The 16,303-nt window shown below is 71.3% G+C and carries 18 protein-coding genes; 10 read left to right on the plus strand and 8 right to left on the minus strand.

Translation table 11 applies throughout. The features are described 5' to 3' along the window. Positions 1–4: 4 nt before the first annotated feature. Positions 5–664 carry a TrkA family potassium uptake protein gene (locus tag ABZ810_RS42445; protein ID WP_358412901.1) on the minus strand — a complete coding sequence of 220 codons (660 nt, stop codon included), beginning with the start codon at positions 662–664 and terminating at the stop codon, positions 5–7. Further along, positions 664–1,329 carry a TrkA family potassium uptake protein gene (locus ABZ810_RS42450; RefSeq protein WP_358412903.1) on the minus strand — a complete coding sequence of 222 codons (666 nt, stop codon included), beginning with the start codon at positions 1,327–1,329 and terminating at the stop codon, positions 664–666. Before ABZ810_RS42450 ends, ABZ810_RS42445 begins: the two co-directional genes overlap by 1 nt. Positions 1,330–1,554: 225 nt before the next feature. Between ABZ810_RS42450 and ABZ810_RS42455 the strand changes: the two genes are divergently transcribed. Beyond that, positions 1,555–3,603, plus strand: a complete 2,049-nt coding sequence (locus ABZ810_RS42455; protein ID WP_358412905.1) for an APC family permease — start codon at positions 1,555–1,557, stop codon at positions 3,601–3,603. Further along, positions 3,596–4,945, plus strand: coding sequence for a class I SAM-dependent RNA methyltransferase (locus ABZ810_RS42460; protein WP_358412907.1), 1,350 nt, complete (start codon positions 3,596–3,598; stop codon positions 4,943–4,945). Before ABZ810_RS42455 ends, ABZ810_RS42460 begins: the two co-directional genes overlap by 8 nt. A gap of 20 nt (positions 4,946–4,965) precedes the next feature. On the opposite strand, the gene ABZ810_RS42465 is transcribed toward ABZ810_RS42460, so the two are convergent. After that, positions 4,966–5,694, minus strand: a complete 729-nt coding sequence (locus tag ABZ810_RS42465) for a siderophore-interacting protein (RefSeq protein ID WP_358412908.1) — start codon at positions 5,692–5,694, stop codon at positions 4,966–4,968. Between the two features lie 95 nt (positions 5,695–5,789). Between ABZ810_RS42465 and ABZ810_RS42470 the strand changes: the two genes are divergently transcribed. Further along, positions 5,790–6,362, plus strand: a complete 573-nt coding sequence (locus tag ABZ810_RS42470; RefSeq protein WP_358412910.1) for a TetR/AcrR family transcriptional regulator — start codon at positions 5,790–5,792, stop codon at positions 6,360–6,362. Between the two features lie 64 nt (positions 6,363–6,426). Then, complete coding sequence (locus ABZ810_RS42475) at positions 6,427–6,594, plus strand: hypothetical protein (protein WP_358412912.1); 168 nt, start codon at positions 6,427–6,429, stop codon at positions 6,592–6,594. Here ABZ810_RS42475 and ABZ810_RS42480 read toward each other — a convergent pair. Together ABZ810_RS42480 and ABZ810_RS42485 are read right to left on the minus strand one after the other, a co-directional pair. Next, positions 6,581–7,342 carry a class I SAM-dependent methyltransferase gene (locus tag ABZ810_RS42480; protein WP_358412914.1) on the minus strand — a complete coding sequence of 254 codons (762 nt, stop codon included), beginning with the start codon at positions 7,340–7,342 and terminating at the stop codon, positions 6,581–6,583. The genes ABZ810_RS42475 and ABZ810_RS42480 overlap by 14 nt on opposite strands. Before the next feature lie 112 nt (positions 7,343–7,454). Next, on the minus strand, positions 7,455–7,766 hold the full coding sequence (locus ABZ810_RS42485) for a hypothetical protein (RefSeq protein ID WP_358412916.1): 312 nt from the start codon (positions 7,764–7,766) through the stop codon (positions 7,455–7,457). Between the two features lie 152 nt (positions 7,767–7,918). Between ABZ810_RS42485 and ABZ810_RS42490 the strand changes: the two genes are divergently transcribed. From ABZ810_RS42490 to ABZ810_RS42505, 4 genes are all read left to right on the plus strand, one after another. Further along, positions 7,919–8,296, plus strand: a complete 378-nt coding sequence (locus ABZ810_RS42490) for a helix-turn-helix transcriptional regulator (protein ID WP_358412918.1) — start codon at positions 7,919–7,921, stop codon at positions 8,294–8,296. A gap of 146 nt (positions 8,297–8,442) precedes the next feature. Then, entirely contained in the window at positions 8,443–8,640 is a 198-nt protein-coding gene (locus ABZ810_RS42495; protein WP_358412920.1) for a hypothetical protein, read from the plus strand. Between the two features lie 116 nt (positions 8,641–8,756). After that, entirely contained in the window at positions 8,757–10,439 is a 1,683-nt protein-coding gene (locus ABZ810_RS42500) for a DUF11 domain-containing protein (RefSeq protein ID WP_358412922.1), read from the plus strand. A gap of 94 nt (positions 10,440–10,533) precedes the next feature. Further along, positions 10,534–11,460 (plus strand): LLM class F420-dependent oxidoreductase, encoded by a 927-nt coding sequence (locus ABZ810_RS42505; RefSeq protein WP_358412924.1) that lies wholly within the window; start codon positions 10,534–10,536, stop codon positions 11,458–11,460. Between the two features lie 99 nt (positions 11,461–11,559). Here the strand turns inward: ABZ810_RS42505 and ABZ810_RS42510 are convergent, their stop codons facing one another. Beyond that, positions 11,560–13,044 carry an MFS transporter gene (locus tag ABZ810_RS42510; protein ID WP_358412925.1) on the minus strand — a complete coding sequence of 495 codons (1,485 nt, stop codon included), beginning with the start codon at positions 13,042–13,044 and terminating at the stop codon, positions 11,560–11,562. A gap of 124 nt (positions 13,045–13,168) precedes the next feature. On the opposite strand from ABZ810_RS42510, the gene ABZ810_RS42515 reads away from it, so the two are divergent. Next, positions 13,169–13,933 carry a TetR/AcrR family transcriptional regulator gene (locus tag ABZ810_RS42515; RefSeq protein WP_358412927.1) on the plus strand — a complete coding sequence of 255 codons (765 nt, stop codon included), beginning with the start codon at positions 13,169–13,171 and terminating at the stop codon, positions 13,931–13,933. Here ABZ810_RS42515 and ABZ810_RS42520 read toward each other — a convergent pair. Both ABZ810_RS42520 and ABZ810_RS42525 read right to left on the minus strand, forming a co-directional pair. Next, complete coding sequence (locus ABZ810_RS42520) at positions 13,930–14,817, minus strand: TIGR02452 family protein (protein ID WP_358412929.1); 888 nt, start codon at positions 14,815–14,817, stop codon at positions 13,930–13,932. The genes ABZ810_RS42515 and ABZ810_RS42520 overlap by 4 nt on opposite strands. A gap of 168 nt (positions 14,818–14,985) precedes the next feature. Further along, positions 14,986–15,372: a hypothetical protein gene (locus ABZ810_RS42525; protein WP_358412931.1), complete on the minus strand. Its 387-nt coding sequence runs from the start codon at positions 15,370–15,372 to the stop codon at positions 14,986–14,988. Positions 15,373–15,444: 72 nt separating this feature from the next. On the opposite strand from ABZ810_RS42525, the gene ABZ810_RS42530 reads away from it, so the two are divergent. After that, the gene (locus tag ABZ810_RS42530) at positions 15,445–16,272 is read left to right on the plus strand and encodes a DUF3152 domain-containing protein (protein WP_358412933.1); all 828 of its coding nucleotides are present in this window, start codon (positions 15,445–15,447) and stop codon (positions 16,270–16,272) included. Positions 16,273–16,303 lie beyond the last annotated feature (31 nt).

Here is a 16,303-nt window from a genome sequence, read left to right on the forward strand (position 1 = left end):
CCCGTCAGCGGGCGTTCAGGAGGTCGGCGAGCTCGTCCTCGACGTCCTGGCTGGCCACGAACATCAGCTCGTCGCCGGGCTCCAGGGTGTCGTCGGCGGTCGGCACCAGCACCCGGCCCTCCCGCAGGATGGCCACCAGGGCGGTGTCGCGGGGCCAGGCGACCGATCCGACGCGCTCGCCGCCCAGCGGGGCGTCCTCCGGCAGGGTGAGCTCGACCAGGTTGGCCTCGCCCTGCCGGAACGTCATCAGGCGCACCAGGTCGCCGACGCTGACGGCCTCCTCGACGAGCGCCGACAGCAGGCGCGGGGTCGAGACGGCCACGTCCACGCCCCACGACTCGTTGAAGAGCCACTCGTTCTTGGGGTGGTTGATGCGGGCGACCACGCGCGGCACGCCGTACTCGGTCTTGGCGAGCAGCGACACGACCAGGTTGACCTTGTCGTCGCCGGAGGAGGCCACGACGACCTGGCACCGTTCGAGGGCGGCGTCGTCCAGCGAGGCGATCTCGCAGGCGTCGGCCAGCAGCCACTCGGCGCGCGGCACCATCTCGACCTTGATCGCCTTGGGGCTCTTGTCGATCAGGAGCACCTCGTGGCCGTTCTCCAGGAGCTCCTGGGCGATGGAACGGCCGACCGCGCCGGCCCCGGCGATGGCGACCCGCATCAGTGGTCCTCCTCGATCCTGGTGGCGACGGTGGTGTTGATGCGCTCCACGTCGTCCGAGCGGGCCATGATGTGCACGATGTCGCCGTCCTGGATGACGGTGTCGGAGTGCGGCACGAGGGCCTCGCCCATGCGGGAGAGGAACGCGACGCGGGTGGTGGCGGCCTCCTCCAGCCGGGCGACCTTCTGGCCCACCCAGGCCGGGCCGGTCTCCAGCTCGGCCAGGACCACCTCGCCGGTCGGGTCGCGCCACAGCGGCTCGGCGCCCTCGGGGAGCAGGCGGCGCAGGATCTGGTCGGCCGTCCACCGGACCGTGGCCACGGTGGGGATGCCCAGCCGCTGGTAGACCTCGGCGCGGCGGGGGTCGTAGATGCGGGCGACGACGTTGTCGACGCCGAACGTCTCGCGGGCCACCCGGGCGGAGATGATGTTGGAGTTGTCGCCGCTGCTGACCGCGACGAACGCGGAGGCCTGCTCGATCCCGGCTTCGGCGATCACGTCCCGGTCGAAGCCGAACCCGGTGATGCGGCGGCCCTTGAACCCGCTCCGCAGGCGGCGGAAGGCCTCCGGGCTCTGGTCGATGATGGCCACCGAATGGCCCTTGTCCTCAAGGATGTGGGCGAGCGTCGACCCGACGCGCCCACAACCCATGATCACGATATGCACGGCCATTCCTTCCCCGGAGCCCGAGGATCGTCGAATCGTCTCCCGGTGATCCCTGCCGGGCTGCAAAACTACACATCCGCCCAGGCAAGTACTACCCAGGCGGCAACGAGTCCAGCCGTGCCGAGGTTTCCGCGGCGGGCGCACGGGAGACATCGCGGGGAGAGATCGTCGGGGTGGGCGGGCGCGTCATGGGCCCGTCAAATCGAAGGGCTAGAGTCTCCTTCCGTGTCGAAGGCTTCGGACCTTGTCAAACGGGTGCTGCTGGGCCGTGCGCTGCGCAGCGCCCAGCAGCACGAGCAACTGCTGCCCAAGAGGATCGCGCTCCCGGTCTTCGCCAGCGACGCGCTGTCCTCGGTCGCGTACGCCCCGCAGGAGATCCTGATCACCCTCGGCATCGCCGGGGTGGTCGCCTACCAGTACACGCCCTGGGTCGCGGCGGCCGTCGTGGTGATCCTGCTGACCGTGGTCGCCTCGTACCGCCAGAACGTCCGGGCCTACCAGAGCGGCGGCGGCGACTTCGAGGTCGCCACCGAGAACCTCGGCGGCAACTGGGGCGTGGTCGTGGCCAGCGCCCTGCTGGTCGACTACGTGCTCACCGTCGCGGTGTCGGTCTCGTCCGCCGTCGCCAACCTCGGCGCCTTCGTCGACCTCGTCGGCGAGCACAAGGTGACCTCCGCGGTCGTCATCGTGGTCATCCTGACCGTGCTCAACCTGCGCGGGCTGAAGGAGGCCGGCATCGCCTTCGCGATCCCGACCTACCTGTTCATGTTCGGCATCTTCAGCATGCTGCTCTGGGGCTTCACCCGGATGCTCTTCGGCACCGAGCTCCGCGCCGAGACCGCCGACCTGGACGTCCAGGGAGAGCAGATGGGGGTCGGCGGCATCGCGCTCGCCTTCCTGCTGATGCGCGCGTTCGCGTCCGGCTGCGCCGCGCTCACCGGCGTCGAGGCGATCAGCAACGGCGTGCCGGCGTTCAAGAAGCCCAAGGGCAGGAACGCCGCGACCACCCTGCTGGCGCTGGGCCTGATCGCGATGACCATGTTCATCGGCGTCACCGCCATGGCCTACATCACCGACGCCAAGTTCGCCGACCCCGGCCACGGCGTGCACCTGATCGACCCGGCCACCGGCAAGGACGTCTCCGAGCAGGACCCGGTCGTCGCGCAGGTCGCGCACACCGTCTTCAGCAACTTCACGCCGATGTTCGCGTTCGTGACGCTGATGACCGCGCTCATCCTCGTCCTGGCGGCCAACACCGCCTACAACGGCTTCCCTGTGCTCGGCTCGGTGCTCGCCCAGAACCGCTACCTGCCGCGCCAGTTGCACACCCGCGGCGACCGGCTGGCGTTCAGCAACGGCATCATCATCCTGGCCACCGCCGCCGGGCTGCTGATCTACGCGTACGGGGCGGACGTCTCCAAGCTCATCCAGCTCTACATCGTCGGCGTCTTCGTCTCGTTCACCGTCAGCCAGACCGGCATGGTCCGGCACTGGAACAAGCTGCTGCGGACCGAGACCGACACGACCGCGCGGCGCGAGATGCACCGGGCGCGGGCGATCAACACGTTCGGCCTCTTCATGACCGGCACCGTCCTGGTCGTGGTGCTGATCACCAAGTTCACGCACGGCGCCTACATCGTGTGCATCGCGATGCCGATCCTCTTCCTGCTGATGAAGGGCATCCGGCGGCACTACGACCGGGTCGCCGAGGAGCTCGTGCCGTCCGGCGAGGACGTGGCGCTGCCCGCCCGCAACCACGGCATCGTGCTCGTCTCCAAGATCCACAAGCCGACGTTGCGGGCGTTGTCGTACGCCCGCGCCACCCGGCCGTCCACGCTGGAGGCGGTCTCCGTCGCCGTGGACGCCGACGAGTCCCAGCGCCTCCAGGAGGAATGGGACGCCCTGGACGTGCCGGTACCGCTCAAGATCCTCGACTCGCCGTACCGGGAGATCACCCGGCCGGTGCTGGAGTACGTCAAGAGCGTGCGCCGCAAGAGCCCGCGCGACGTGGTCACCGTCTTCATCCCCGAATACGTCGTCGGCCACTGGTGGGAGCACCTGCTGCACAACCAGAGCGCCCTGCGCCTGAAGGGCCGGCTGCTGTTCCAGCCGGGCGTCATGGTGACGAGCGTCGCCTGGCAGCTCCAGTCGTCCGACCGGCTCAAGGGCCGCAAGGAGCCGCCCGGCCCCGGCTCGTCCCGCCGTCCCCCGCGCCTGGGCTCGGAGGAGGATGGAGTGCGCGCTGGTGGCGGTATCGTTTCGGACCGTGACTGATCTGGGCCCTGAAGACGAGTACCTCGACCTCGAGGTCGGCAACGTCGCCAACGGCGGCTTCTGCGTGGCACGCCACGAGGGCCGGGTGGTGTTCGTCCGGCACGCCCTCCCCGGCGAGCGGGTCCGGGCCCTGGTCACCGACCGCACCAAGAACTTCCTGCGCGCCGACGCCGTCGAGATCCTCACGCCTTCGGCCGACCGCGTCACGCCGCCCTGCCCGTTCGCCGGGCCCGGCCGCTGCGGCGGCTGCGACTGGCAGCACGCCTCCCTGCCCGCGCAGCGCGCGCTGAAGGCCGCCGTCGTCGCCGAGCAGCTCGAACGCCTCGCCGGGATCACCCGCGCCGTGGTCGTCGAGGAGGTGCCCTACCCCGTCGAGGACGCCGAGTTCGCGCCCGGGCCCGGCCTCGGCTGGCGCACCCGCGTGCAGTTCGCGGTCTCCGACGGGGCCGTCGGCCTGCGCCGGCACCGTTCCCACGACGTCGAGCCGATCGACGAGTGCCTGATCGCCCACCCCGGTGTCGAGCTGATGGGCATCGAGCGGCACCGCTGGTCCGGCGCCTCCTCGGTCGAGGGCATCGTCTCCTCCTCCACCGGCGACCGCCTGGTCGTGGTGCGCGAGCGCGGCCGCAAGCGCGCCCGCGTTCCCCGCCTGGAGGTGCCGGTCCGCCTGGTCCGCGGCAAGCCGGAGCCCGGCAAGTCCCTGCCGTACGTCCGGGAAGAGGTCTCGGGCCGGATGTTCCAGGTCAGCGGCAGCGGGTTCTGGCAGGTCCACCCCGGTGCCGCCCAGCTGCTCTCCGACGCCGTCATGGCGGCCCTGGAGCCCAAGCCGGGCGAGATCGCGCTCGACCTCTACTGCGGCGTCGGCCTCTTCACGGCCGGGCTGGCCGAGCGGGTCGGCCGTGAAGGCCTCGTCGTCGGCATCGAGTCCGACGGCCAGGCGGTCCGCGACGCCAAGTTCAACCTGCGCGACCTGCCCAACGTGGCGATCGAGCGCGGCCCGGTCGAGGAGGTGCTGGGCGACCTGGAGTTCGGCCGCGCCGACGGCTCGGACCGCAGCCAGAACAAGCGCACCAGCGGCCACCGCGGCGGCACCCGCGTGCGCGGCGGCGCCGACGTCGTCGTCCTCGACCCGCCCCGTTCCGGCGCGGGCCAGGCCGTCGTCGACCGCCTCGCCACGCTGGTCGGCCGCAAGATCGCCTATGTGTCCTGCGACCCCGCCACGCTGGCCCGCGACCTCGCCTACTTCAGCGAGCGCGGCTGGACGCTCGAGACGCTGCGCGCCTTCGACGCCTTCCCCATGACCCAGCACGTGGAGTGCCTGGCCACCCTGGTCCGCGGCTAGCCGATCCGGGGGGAGCCCGGTCAGTGGTGGAGGCCGCGCTTGCCGGGCGTCCAGAACGGCTTGACGCGGACGTTCCGGCGGTCCCAGCCGCGTTCGCGCACCAGGTGGTCGCGTACCGCCTGGCAGGTGCGCGCCTCGCCGGCGACGTACGCCGCGCCCGCCCCCGCCGGCAGGTCGAGCTCGCCCACCGCCGCCAGGAGGGCGGGGGAGGAGACGGCCGGGCCGCCGTCGCGGTGCACCCGCCGCAACCCGTCGGAACGGGGCACCGGCACCTCGTCATCAGCTGACCCGCTCTCCAGCACCCCCACCACCCGCGTCTCCGGATCGAGCGCCCGCAACATCGGCCCGAAGGCGGCGGAGGCGGTCTCCTCGCCCACGAACAGGTGGAACGCGGCGTCCGGGCGGATGTCGAAGTCGCCCAGCGGCCCCCAGAAGGTCACCGCGTCGCCCGCCCGCACGCCGTTCACCCAGCGCAGCCCGATGCCGTCGCCGTCGTAGAGGTGGGCGCGGATCTCGAACGCGCCGTCGCCGAAGTCCCAGACCGAGTACGTGCGCAGCGTGTCGGCCGGCCGGACGATGCCACGTAGCGACAGCGGGTCGTTGATCTCGATCCGCACGTGCCGCCCGGGCGCGAAGCCCTCCAGGGAGGCGGCGACGACGATCCGCCGCATGGTCGGCGTGACGGGCCCGGTCTCGACGACCCGGCCCTGCGACTTGTGCTTGCCGAAGACACGTTCCAGGGGATTCACGGCGACCCTCCAACTCCGGTACATCATGGTCCATATCTTCGGAACAGGATGCCCCATAGATGGCTTCGGGGCAAGATGTTCCATAGACTCCCGGCATGACCGATCCCCGCGCCGAGCGCAGCCGGACCGCCGCCCTGGCCGCCGCCCGCGAGATCCTCGTCGAGCAGGGCTGGACGGCGGTCACCCACGTGACCGTCGCCGCCCGCAGCGGCGTGGGCCGCACCACCCTCTACCGGCACTGGCCCGACCCCGTGACCCTGCTCCGCGACACCATCGCCCTCGACGTCGCCACCTACCGGCGGCCCGCCACGGGCGTCCTGCGCGACGACCTGATCCAGGAGCTGGAGGCGTTCCGCGAGATGCTGAGCGTCCCGATCGCCGACCGCGGCCTGCGCGCGATCATCGAACGGGCCGCCGTGGATCCCGAGTTCGCCCGGCTCAAGGCCGACGTCTTCACCCAGGGCTCCGCCGGCGTCCGGGCCGCCCTGGCCGCCGCCCGCGACAACGGCGAACTCCCCGCCGACCTCGACGACGACCTCGACGACGACCTCGCGATCGCCCAGCTGGCCGGCCCCGTGCTCTACCACCGGCTCATCGCCGACCGGCCCCTGCCGTCCGCCCAGATCACCCGCCTGGTCGACGCCTTCCTCGCCGCCGCCCGGCCCTGACACCGTCCGGCTGGATCCGGCCAGGCCCCTCCTGAGGCCCGACCGGGCGGGTCACACTCGGGGCATGGCCGACAACCAGGACATCGCGATCGAGTACCTGCGCCGCCTCGACGTCGGCGGCGACCTCTTCGAGATCCGCGACGGCCTGATGCGGCGCGTCTTCATCTACCTCGACCCGACTACTGCACCCGCGACACCACCCGCTATCCCTGGCGCGGCTAAGCGCGGGTGACGCGGAGCTTGGACTGCTTGTGCGCCGTCTGTTCCCAGTCGTCCATGAACGAGGCGTCGAGCTTGTGCTTCCCCGCCAGCTCGACCAGCGTCCCGGTCCGGTAGTAGAAGTCCTCGCGGAGCACCTGGTGCTCCTTGCCCTCCGTCCGGTTGAACGTGAAGTCGAAGAACCCGCCCGGCGCCAGCACCCGTCCGACGTGCGCGAAGCACTCGTCGATGACGTCCAGCGGCGAGTGCGAGAAGACACTGTGCGCGTGCACGACGTCGAAGTGCGCGTCCGGCAGGAACTCCAGCCGCAGGTCCCGGACCGGCGTCAGATGCGGCAGCTTGCCCTGCAGCCCGTACCGGACGAGCGTCTCCTCCGCCGCGAACAGGATGTCGGGCGAGATGTCGATCCCGTAGTAGTGGCCCGGCGCCAGATGGTCGATGAACAACCGCCCCGCGCGCAGGTTGCCGCACCCGATCTCCAGCATCCGGTGCCCCGGCTCGAGCCCGTGCCCCACCAGGTACTCGAACTGCATCGCGCCCAGTGCCATCCACCGCTTCTCGGTGGGCGTCCCGACCGCCCCGCGCGGATTCTTGGCGGTGTCCGACTTCATCACCGCCCGGTAGTAGGCCACATGGTCCCGCGCCCGCAGCCGCAACCACGTGTCCCGCGCGACCCGCCGCGCGTACGGAGTGATCCGGCCCGGGTTCCGGGCGGCGTAACGCGCCTTGTGCGAGAGACTCGCACGGTTCTTGCGCTCCATCCGCCCAGTCAAGACCCGCAGCCCACCCCGATCAAGGCCCGTTCGTTCACGAGCGTTCAGAACCGTCGCCATCACACGACGTTCACGAAACGGGCTGAAGCGGGTGCGGATTTCAGCGGCCGAGGAAGGCGACGAGGATGCCGACCCCGACGGAGGCGATGGCGGCGATGAGGGAGAGCAGCGCGACGGTCTGGCGGAACCGGTTGTCGAGGTGGGCCCGGGTGACCTGCTCGCGTTCGGCCGCGCTGAGCCGGGCGTCGAGCTCCTCGATGAGCCTGGCCTGGTCGTCGGTGCGGCGTTCGTTCAGTTCGTTGCGCTGGTACAGCAGCGCCAGCCGGCCCTCCTGGTTGGCCTGCCGGACGTCGAAGTCGCGGCGAAGCTCGGAGATGGCCAGCTCCATGGTGATCGGTCCGTCCTCGGTCACGGAGACCCCTGCCCTTTCTGATCCGGTCACCATAATAAGAACATACTAGTAAGACTTCAAGGAGTAACCAGTAATTAGCGGAAACTGTCCGGAAGGAAATATTCGCCCTTCGCTTACTGGATGTTCCTTAATGTTTCCGTCATGCTGGTCGCATGGAGCTGGACAGGGAGCGGATCGCCAAATACGTGGTGGCCCGCCGTGGATCGCTCGGGCTGACCCAGGAGCAGCTGGCCGAGCGGGCCGGTGTGACGGTCAAGACGATCTACAACCTGGAGGCCGGGGAGCGGTGGCCGCAGGCGCGCACCCGCAGTGCGATCGAGGATGCCCTGCAGTGGCGTTCGGGTGACCTCGTGCGCATCGGCGAGGGGCTGGAGCCCGCCGGGGTCGTCCAGGAGGACATGAACGTCGTGCTGCGCGAGCTCGAGGAGCTCAACGCCTACTTCGCCGACCTCCAGGCCGACGACGGCGACAAGCGGCGGATGGCGCTGGCGTTCCTGCGCGCGCTCTACGGGGAGCCCGGCGGCCGGTGACCGCGGCCGGTGCCGTGCGGACCGCGTGATCGTTGTCGCAGTCTGAAAGATTTCCGGGTCTGACCGGTTGTTGCGGACGCTGACTAGCGGGCACACTGGTTGTGCCGGTCAAGGTCAAGGAGCCCCCCGCGAAGGAGTGACGGCACATGCGTGTGGCACTCGGCTCCGAGGCCCTCATCGCCCTCAACCTGTGCCTGGTCGTCGGGCTCGCCGTGCTCGTACGGATCGTCAGGGACATCCGCGAGCAGCAGCGCCGCATCATCCGGCAGCTGGAGACGCAGACCCGCGTGGTGCACAACGCGGCGCGGCTGGCGGCCGAGCGCCTGGACGAGCCCCCGCCTTGACCAAAGGTTGATGTCACTCTCCGTAACGACACGCCGCCGTGGCGCTAGGAGATCACCCCGGGTCCGGCTACAACGGGAGCTGCTCATGCTTCAGGCCAGGTCACGGGGAGACCAACATGATCCAGAAGGCGAAGGGGCGCACGGCTGCCCGGAGCCTCGTCGTGCTGACGGCGGCACCGTTGCTCGGCGTCGCCGTCCCCGTCGTCGGCACCAACCACGCGGCCGAGGCCGACGGACCGGTACGGGTCGGAGCCAAGCGTCACGACAAGCAGAAGCACGACCGGCGTAAGGCCGGGCCGGCGCGGGCCAAGCGGCAGAAGCAGGCCCGCCTGGTGATCGACACCGCCGGGCCGAGGACACCGCTGCTGCCGGGCCGGACGTACACCTGGCCGTTCGCGGTGACCAACAAGTCCGAGACCACGGCGGGCCCGGCGGTCTTCCGCGCGCCGCTGCCCGAGGCCCTCGAGTTCGTGTCGGCCATGCAGAACTGCTCGTTCGCGACCGGCGCGGCCGGCGCCGCGGGCGCACCGGGCAGCCCGGGCAGCGCGGTCTGCCAGCTCGGCTCCATCAAGCCCGGCAAGACCGTCGCGGGCGTCATCACCGCGAAGGTCGCGGCGGAGGCCAAGCCGCGCCAGCCGATCGGCAGCACCGCGACGGTGATGTGGGCCAAGTCCCGGGTCTCCAAGGAGTTCCCGCGGGTCAGCGTCGCCGAGACCGCCGACATCGCGGTGACCAAGACCGCGCCGTCGTCGGTCAATCCCGGCCAGACGATCGTCTACAAGCTGACGGTGAAGAACACCGGACCGTCCGACGCCGCGGGCGTCGTGCTCAACTCCCCGCTGCCGCTGGAGGTGAGGGGCGGCCGCGCCGAGATCTGCGGCACGCCGGGCACCGGAGGCGGCACCGGCAACGGGCCCGGCGACAGCACGGGCAACGGCCCCGGCACGGGCAACGGCCCGGGCAACGGCGATGCCGGAGGGAACGGCCCGGCCGGCCGCGAGTGCGGCGAGGGCACCGGCACCAACGGCCTGGGGCCGGGCCTGGCGCAGGAGTGCGGCTCGGAGACCGCCCAGACCGGCGGCGGCACCGGTACGTCCGGAGACCAGAGCGGTTCGTCCGGGGACCAGAGCGGTTCGTCCGGCGCCAACGGCTCGACCGGCGACCAGAACGGCACGCCCGGGGGAGTCAACGGCTCGCCCGGCGGCACCACCGGCGACCAGAACGGCGGCCCGGACACCGAGCAGGTCTGCGGGTCGCGCGGCGCCGAGTCCGGCACGACCGCGTCCACCGTCCCGGTGGAGGTCCTGGAAGGCGACTCGGCCTGCACCGCGCGTTCGGCGGAGTACGTCTGCGAGGTCGCCTCGCTGGAGGCCGGCGAGCAGAAGACGTTCCGCGTGAAGGTCCAGCCGAAGAAGGCCAGGCCGGGCACGTCCCTCGTCTGGCCGACGAAGGCGACGACCAAGACGGTCGAGCTCAACCTGGCCAACAACTCCGCCAGCGCGAAGACCAGGGTCCGCGCGCCCGGCGCCGGCCAGGCAGGGCTGCCGGTCCACCGGGCGCACGACAGGGCCACCGTCAAGCGGCCGCAGGCCCCGGCGCACAAGGCCGGCGCTCCGGCCCAGGGCAGGACCCCGGACTCCGGCGGCGTCCACGGCGGCGAGGTCCCGACCAAGGGCATGCGGGAGCTCCCGCGCACCGGCGCCGAGTCGGCGCTCATGCTGGACTCGGCGCTCGGCCTGGTCGGGGTCGGGCTGGTCCTGACCCGCCTGGGCCGCCGCCCGCGGCGCGAAAAGGCCTGATCAGAACGGATCGCGGCGGCAGGGGCTCGGAGACCTTCAGCGGTTTCCGGGCCCCGTCGCACGTTCGCGAGGCGGCACGTACGAGGATGGGATCATGCGTCTTCGGATCTTCACCGAGCCCCAGCAGGGGGCGAGCTACGAGACACTGCTGTCGGTGGCCAAGGCCACCGAGGACCTGGGGTTCGACGCCTTCTTCCGGTCCGACCACTACCTCAAGATGGGCGACGTGCCCGGCGATCCCGGGCCGACCGACGCCTGGATCACGCTGGCGGCGCTGGCCCGCGAGACCAGCCGGATCAGGCTGGGCACGCTGATGACGGCCGCCACGTTCCGCTACCCGGGGCCGCTCGCGATCTCGGTCGCGCAGGTCGACCGGATGAGCGGCGGGCGCGTCGACTTCGGCATCGGCACCGGCTGGTTCGAGGAGGAGCACACCGCGTACGGCATCCCGTTCCCCAGCCTGAACGAGCGGTTCGAACGGCTGGAGGAGCAGCTCGAGATCATCACCGGGCTGTGGCGCACGCCCGCCGGCTCCACGTACGGCTTCGAGGGCGAGCACTACACGCTGGCGAACTCGCCCGCGCTGCCCAAGCCCGCGCAGGCCGAAGGCCCGCCGGTGCTCATCGGCGGGTTCGGCGCCAAGCGCACGCCGCGCCTGGCCGCCGCGTACGCCGACGAGTACAACGTGCCGTTCCACAAGCTCGGCGACACCGGGACCGCGTTCGGCCGGGTCCGCGCCGCCTGCGAGAACGCCGGGCGGACCAGGCCGATGGTCTACTCCGCCGCGCAGGTGGTGTGCTGCGGCCGCGACGACGCCGAGATCAAGCGCCGCGCGGACGCCATCGGCCGGGACGTGGACGAGCTGCGCGAGAACGGCCTGGCGGGCACCCCGGCCGAGCTGGTCGACAAGATCGGCGAGTTCGCGGGGCTCGGCGCGGAGTGCGTCTACCTCCAGGTGCTCGACCTGCACGACCTCGACCACCTCGAGCTGCTCGCGTTCGAGGTCCTCAACCGCCTCTGAACGCGGACGAGCCCCGCGTCCGGATCGCCTGGACGCGGGGCTCGCTCGTTCGCGCGCCGGGCGCGGGGCTCGCACGCCCGGTGCCTAGCGGGAGGGTGCCTAGTGGGAGGGTTCCTGGTCGGGGCGCGGCTGCTTGGGCAGCAGGAACGTGACCACGAAGCTCAGCGCGAGCATCCCGACCACGACCCACAACGTCACGTTCATGGCGTGCTCGAAGGCGGCGCCGCCGCCGGATCCGGCGCCGCCTTCGAAGTGGGCGCCGAGCAGGTTGAAGAAGACGGTGCCGAGCACCGCGGCGCCGAGGGCGCCGCCGAGCTGCTGGACGGCGGTGAGCGTGCCGCCCGCCGCGCCGGTCTCGTGCGGCTCGACGCCGGCGAGCACGGTGTCGAAGAACGGGGCCATCAGCAGGCCCATGCCGATGCCGGTGACGACCAGCGCGGGCGCGAGCTGCCAGGGGCTGACGCCCATGCCGGCCGCCTGGAGGGTGGCGATGACGCCGGCCACGCCGGCGGTCATGACGATCGTGCCGCCGTGGATGACCTTGCGGCCGAAGCGCGCCACCGCCTGGGCGAGGCCGAAGCCGACCACCATGCCGAGCGACCAGGGGATCTGGGCGAGGCCCGCCTTGAGCGGCGAGTACCCGAGGCCCAGCTGCGTGTACAGGCCGAACACCAGGGCGAAGCCGGTCAGGCCGGAGAAGAACACGATGCCCAGGGTCAGGCCGCCGCTGAAGCCGCGCTTGCGGAACAGGCTCGGCATGACCAGGGGGTCGCCGCCGGCCCGCTCCTTGCGCGTCTCGTACCAGGTGAAGAACGCGAAGACGAGCGCGGAGCCGGCCATCATCAGGAACGACCAGGCCGGCCAGCCGAGCTCGCGGCCCTGCACCAGCGGGTAGACGATCAGCCCGGCGCCGAGCGCCGCGAGCAGCGCGCCGACCAGGTCGAGGCGGGTGGCGTGCCGTGCCTTCGACTCGGGCAGGAACCTGATCCCGGCCAGCACGGCGGCGATGCCCAGCGGCAGGTTGATCAGGAAGATCATGCGCCAGCCGGTGCCGAAGAGGTCGGCGCCGATCAGCCAGCCGGCCAGCACCGGGCCGCCGACCGACGACAGGCCCATGATCGGGCCGAACGCGCCGAACGCCGCGCCCATCTCCCTGGGCGGGAACATCTCCTTGATCATGCCGATGCCCTGCGGCAACATCAGGGCGCCGAACAACCCCTGCAACACCCGTGAGCCGACGAGCATCCCGGGGGACACGGCCAGCCCGCACAGCAGCGACCCGGCGGTGAAGCCGGCCGCGCCGATCAGGAACATGCGCTTGCGGCCGTAGAGGTCGCCGAGGCGGCCGCCGGTGATCAGGCCGATCGCCATGGCGAGCGTGTATCCGGCGGCCAGCCACTGGATGGTGCCCGCCGAACCGCCGAGGTCGGCACGGATGGTCGGCGCGGCGACCGTGGTGATCAACGCGTCGAGGAGGTCGAGGATCTCGCCGGCGAGGATCACGAAGAGGGCGACCCAGCGCCAGCGGTAAAGGGTCTGCGCGGGCCCGGTGCCGGGCCCCGCGGTCACGGTGGAGGAACTCATCGAAGGCTCCATAACGATCGGTGTTCGTTGCTTACGAACACTGTTCTATGTTCGAAACGCTGATCGTGTCAAGAACGGCGTTCGTGGCAACGAACGACGATCGTCGTGAAGTACGATGTTCGCCATGGAGCGGAGTGAGTCGACGTCCCTGCCCACGCCGGCATGGCGCAAGCAGCGCAAGAGCACCGGTGCGCGCCAGCAGCTCAGCCAGGACCTGATCGTCGACACCGCGATCAGGGTGCTCGACGCCGAGGGGCTCGACGCGGTGAGCATGCGCCGGGTCGCCCAGGAGCTCGACACCGGCCCCGCCTCGCTCTACGCGCACGTCTCCAACAAGGAGGAGCTGCTCGACCTCATGCTCGACCGCGTCTGCGAGGAGATGCGGATCCCGGCCGAGCCCGACCCGGCGCGCTGGCGCGAGCAGGTCAAGGAGATCGCCTACGAGATCCACCGGGTGCTGAGCGAGCACGCCGACATCGCCAGGGTGCCGCTGGGCAGCATCCCGACCGGCGCCAGCTCACTGCGGATGAACGAGATGATGCTCAGCGTCATGCTGGCCGGCGGGGTGCCGCCCAGGGCCGCGGCGTGGGGTGCCGAGCGCATCTACCTCTACGTCAACGCCGACGCCTACGACGGCTCCATCCATCTGGCCAAGCAGCGCGCCAGCGGGATGGAGCGCGATGAGTACATGGCCCGGTTCCTCGGCCAGGTGCGGGACTTCTTCGCGAACCTGCCCGCCGACCGGTTCCCGGCGACCGTCCGCAACGTGGGCGATCTGATGTCGGGCGACGGCGAGGACCGCTTCGAGTTCGGCCTCGAGATGCTCGTCCGCGGCATCGCGTCGTACGTGCCCGCGAACGACCAGGCGAACGACCAGGCGAGCGACTAGGCGAAGGCCCGCTCGAACGCGACCTGCCGGGGCGCTCCCTTGGCGGTGTCCCACACCGCGAACACCACGTGCTCGAACCGCCCGGCGAACGGCCCGTCCGGCCGCAGCGCCTCCTGGAACGCCGCCGCCACCTCGGCCGGGTCGTTGGCGAAGACACCGCACCCCCACGCGCCCAGCACCAGGCGCCGGTGGCCGTGGTGCGCCGCCACCGCCAGCACCTTGCGGGCGCGCATCCGCAGCACCTCGGGGACGCGGGCGGCCTGCGCCGCGTCGCGGATGGCGCCGCGGTTGGGCGCCGGCGAGGTCAGGAACGTCACGTCGTACGGCTCGTCCAGCAGCAGTCCCGCGTCGTCGCGGAACACCGGCACCGCGGGGGAGTAGATCATGTGGTCGCTGTAGAGCAGGTCGCGCTGCTCGCGGTGGAACTCGTAGAACTCCCGGGCCGCGCGCAGCGACGCGTACAGCGCCGACGACCGCGCGAGCCCTTCCTCCTGCGCGTGCGCGCCGTTGAGGAAGCCGCCGCCCGGGTTCTTGGCGGACGCGAAGTTGAGCGCGAACGGCAGCCCCGCCGCACCCGCGCCCGCCTCAGCACCCGTCTCAGTGCCCGTCTCAGTGCCCGTCTCGGTGCCCGTCCCGGCCAGACGGCGCGCCGCGGCGAGCGTCGTCTCGCCGGTGACCTCCACCCGCATGTCCAGACCCGGCGACGCGGGCAGGCCGCCGAGCAGATCGTCGAGCTCGGCCGGCCGGTGCAGCACGGTGCCGCGCACGACCGCGCGGACGCCGCCGGCGATCTCCACGGTGCGGCCGGAAGGGGCGACGTAGTCGCCGCGGTCGAGGATCGCCACCGTCTCCTGGGCGGTCTGGCGCCGGGGATGTCTGCTCACTCGCCTCTGCTCACTTGATCTTCACGCGACGTTCACGCGGTCCGGTTTCTCTCGATGATCACGCTGAGTGTCCCGATGTCCGAGACGACACCGCAACGCGATTATTGCGAAATGATCAAATGACCGTCCCTTTCTGGCATGCTGGCCTGCGACATGCAGCCCCCACGTTCACAGGGCCGTCGCCGACGCCGGTCCGACCCCCCGAGGCGTCCCCCCACGCCCCAGCAACCCCCGACTCCGCAGCCGGGGCAGTCGGCGTTCGACCAGCACGGTTCCCAGCCCCCCTACGGCCAGCAGCCGTACGACCAGCAACAGCAGCCGTACGGACAGCAGCCCCACGCGCAGCAACAGCAGCCGCCGCAACCGCGACGGCCGCAACAGCAACCCCCTGGCCGGCCGCAACAACCCCAGTACGAGCAGCCCCAGTACGAGCAGCAGCAGCCCCAGTACGAGCAGCAGCAGCCCCAGTACGAGCGACCCCAGCCGTACGACAGGCAGCAGCCTCCCCGTGAGCGGCCGCCGTTCGGCCAGGACGACGGCGGCCAGGACGACCATGACTCGTTCTGGCCCGAGGAGCGCCGCGGCAGGCGGTCCGCGCGCCGCGACTCCTACAGCGGCGCCGGCCACATGGGCAAGGACCTCGACATCGCGTTCGTCGGGGCCAACCGCAGCCGCCAGCTGTTCCGCATCCTGGTCATCCTCGTCGTCGGGGTGATCCTGCTCGCCGGGCTCGGCGCGCTCGGCTACCTGTTCTTCGGGTCGCCGGGCCAGAACACCGGCTCGGCGGTGCCGCGCAACGACCCGTCGCCGACCGGGGGCCAGGCCGCGCACGCCGACCAGCCGCCGGCCGTGCCGCCGGTCGTCACGCCCAACCGCGCGCCCTACATCCCGCAGCGCGGCACCGGGAAGTTCATCCGGCCGCCCGTGACGTCCGCCAAGGTGGCCGGGCGCGGCACGGTCCTGCGCTACATGGTCGAGGTGGAGGGCGGCATTCGCCAGCAGCCGCAGACCTTCGCGCGGACCGTCGACACGATACTGGCGGATCCGCGCGGCTGGACGGCCGGCGGCAGATGGGCGTTCAAGCGGGTGAACTCGGGCCCTTTTGACTTCGTGGTGCGGCTCGCCGCACCGGGAACCGTCGACAAGCTCTGCGCCGTGTACGGCCTGGAGACCAAAGGGCAGACCAACTGCAGCGGCGGCAAGCAGGTGGTGGTCAACCTGCGCCGCTGGCTGCTGCTGACGACCTACTACCGTGGCCAGCCGGACCACTACCACGCCCTGACGATCAACCACGAGGTCGGGCACCGGCTGGGCTACAACCACATGACCTGCGCGCGGAAGGGCGCCCTGGCGCCGGTCATGCAGCAGCAGATCTTCGGCCTGAAGGGCTGCAAGATCAACGGCTGGCCGTACGACCGGCGCGGCCGTTTCATCACCGGCCCTGCCGTCCAGTAGCGGAAAAGCGTTTGCGCCGGGGCGACGCCCG

The organism is Spirillospora sp. NPDC047279 (genome assembly GCF_040643285.1).
GTDB lineage: Bacteria > Actinomycetota > Actinomycetes > Streptosporangiales > Streptosporangiaceae > Spirillospora.

Excerpts from the sequence above, each read along its gene's own strand:
- ABZ810_RS42445 (WP_358412901.1), bottom strand. The coding sequence starts at position 664 with ATGCGGGTCGCCATCGCCGGGGCCGGCGCGGTCGGCCGTTCCATCGCC.
- ABZ810_RS42470 (WP_358412910.1), top strand. The coding sequence starts at position 5,790 with ATGACCGATCCCCGCGCCGAGCGCAGCCGGACCGCCGCCCTGGCCGCC.
- ABZ810_RS42475 (WP_358412912.1), top strand. The coding sequence starts at position 6,427 with ATGGCCGACAACCAGGACATCGCGATCGAGTACCTGCGCCGCCTCGAC.
- ABZ810_RS42480 (WP_358412914.1), bottom strand. The coding sequence starts at position 7,342 with ATGGAGCGCAAGAACCGTGCGAGTCTCTCGCACAAGGCGCGTTACGCC.
- ABZ810_RS42490 (WP_358412918.1), top strand. The coding sequence starts at position 7,919 with ATGGAGCTGGACAGGGAGCGGATCGCCAAATACGTGGTGGCCCGCCGT.
- ABZ810_RS42495 (WP_358412920.1), top strand. The coding sequence starts at position 8,443 with ATGCGTGTGGCACTCGGCTCCGAGGCCCTCATCGCCCTCAACCTGTGC.
- ABZ810_RS42500 (WP_358412922.1), top strand. The coding sequence starts at position 8,757 with ATGATCCAGAAGGCGAAGGGGCGCACGGCTGCCCGGAGCCTCGTCGTG.
- ABZ810_RS42505 (WP_358412924.1), top strand. The coding sequence starts at position 10,534 with ATGCGTCTTCGGATCTTCACCGAGCCCCAGCAGGGGGCGAGCTACGAG.
- ABZ810_RS42510 (WP_358412925.1), bottom strand. The coding sequence starts at position 13,044 with ATGAGTTCCTCCACCGTGACCGCGGGGCCCGGCACCGGGCCCGCGCAG.
- ABZ810_RS42515 (WP_358412927.1), top strand. The coding sequence starts at position 13,169 with ATGGAGCGGAGTGAGTCGACGTCCCTGCCCACGCCGGCATGGCGCAAG.
- ABZ810_RS42525 (WP_358412931.1), bottom strand. The coding sequence starts at position 15,372 with ATGGTCGTCCTGGCCGCCGTCGTCCTGGCCGAACGGCGGCCGCTCACG.
- ABZ810_RS42530 (WP_358412933.1), top strand. The coding sequence starts at position 15,445 with ATGGGCAAGGACCTCGACATCGCGTTCGTCGGGGCCAACCGCAGCCGC.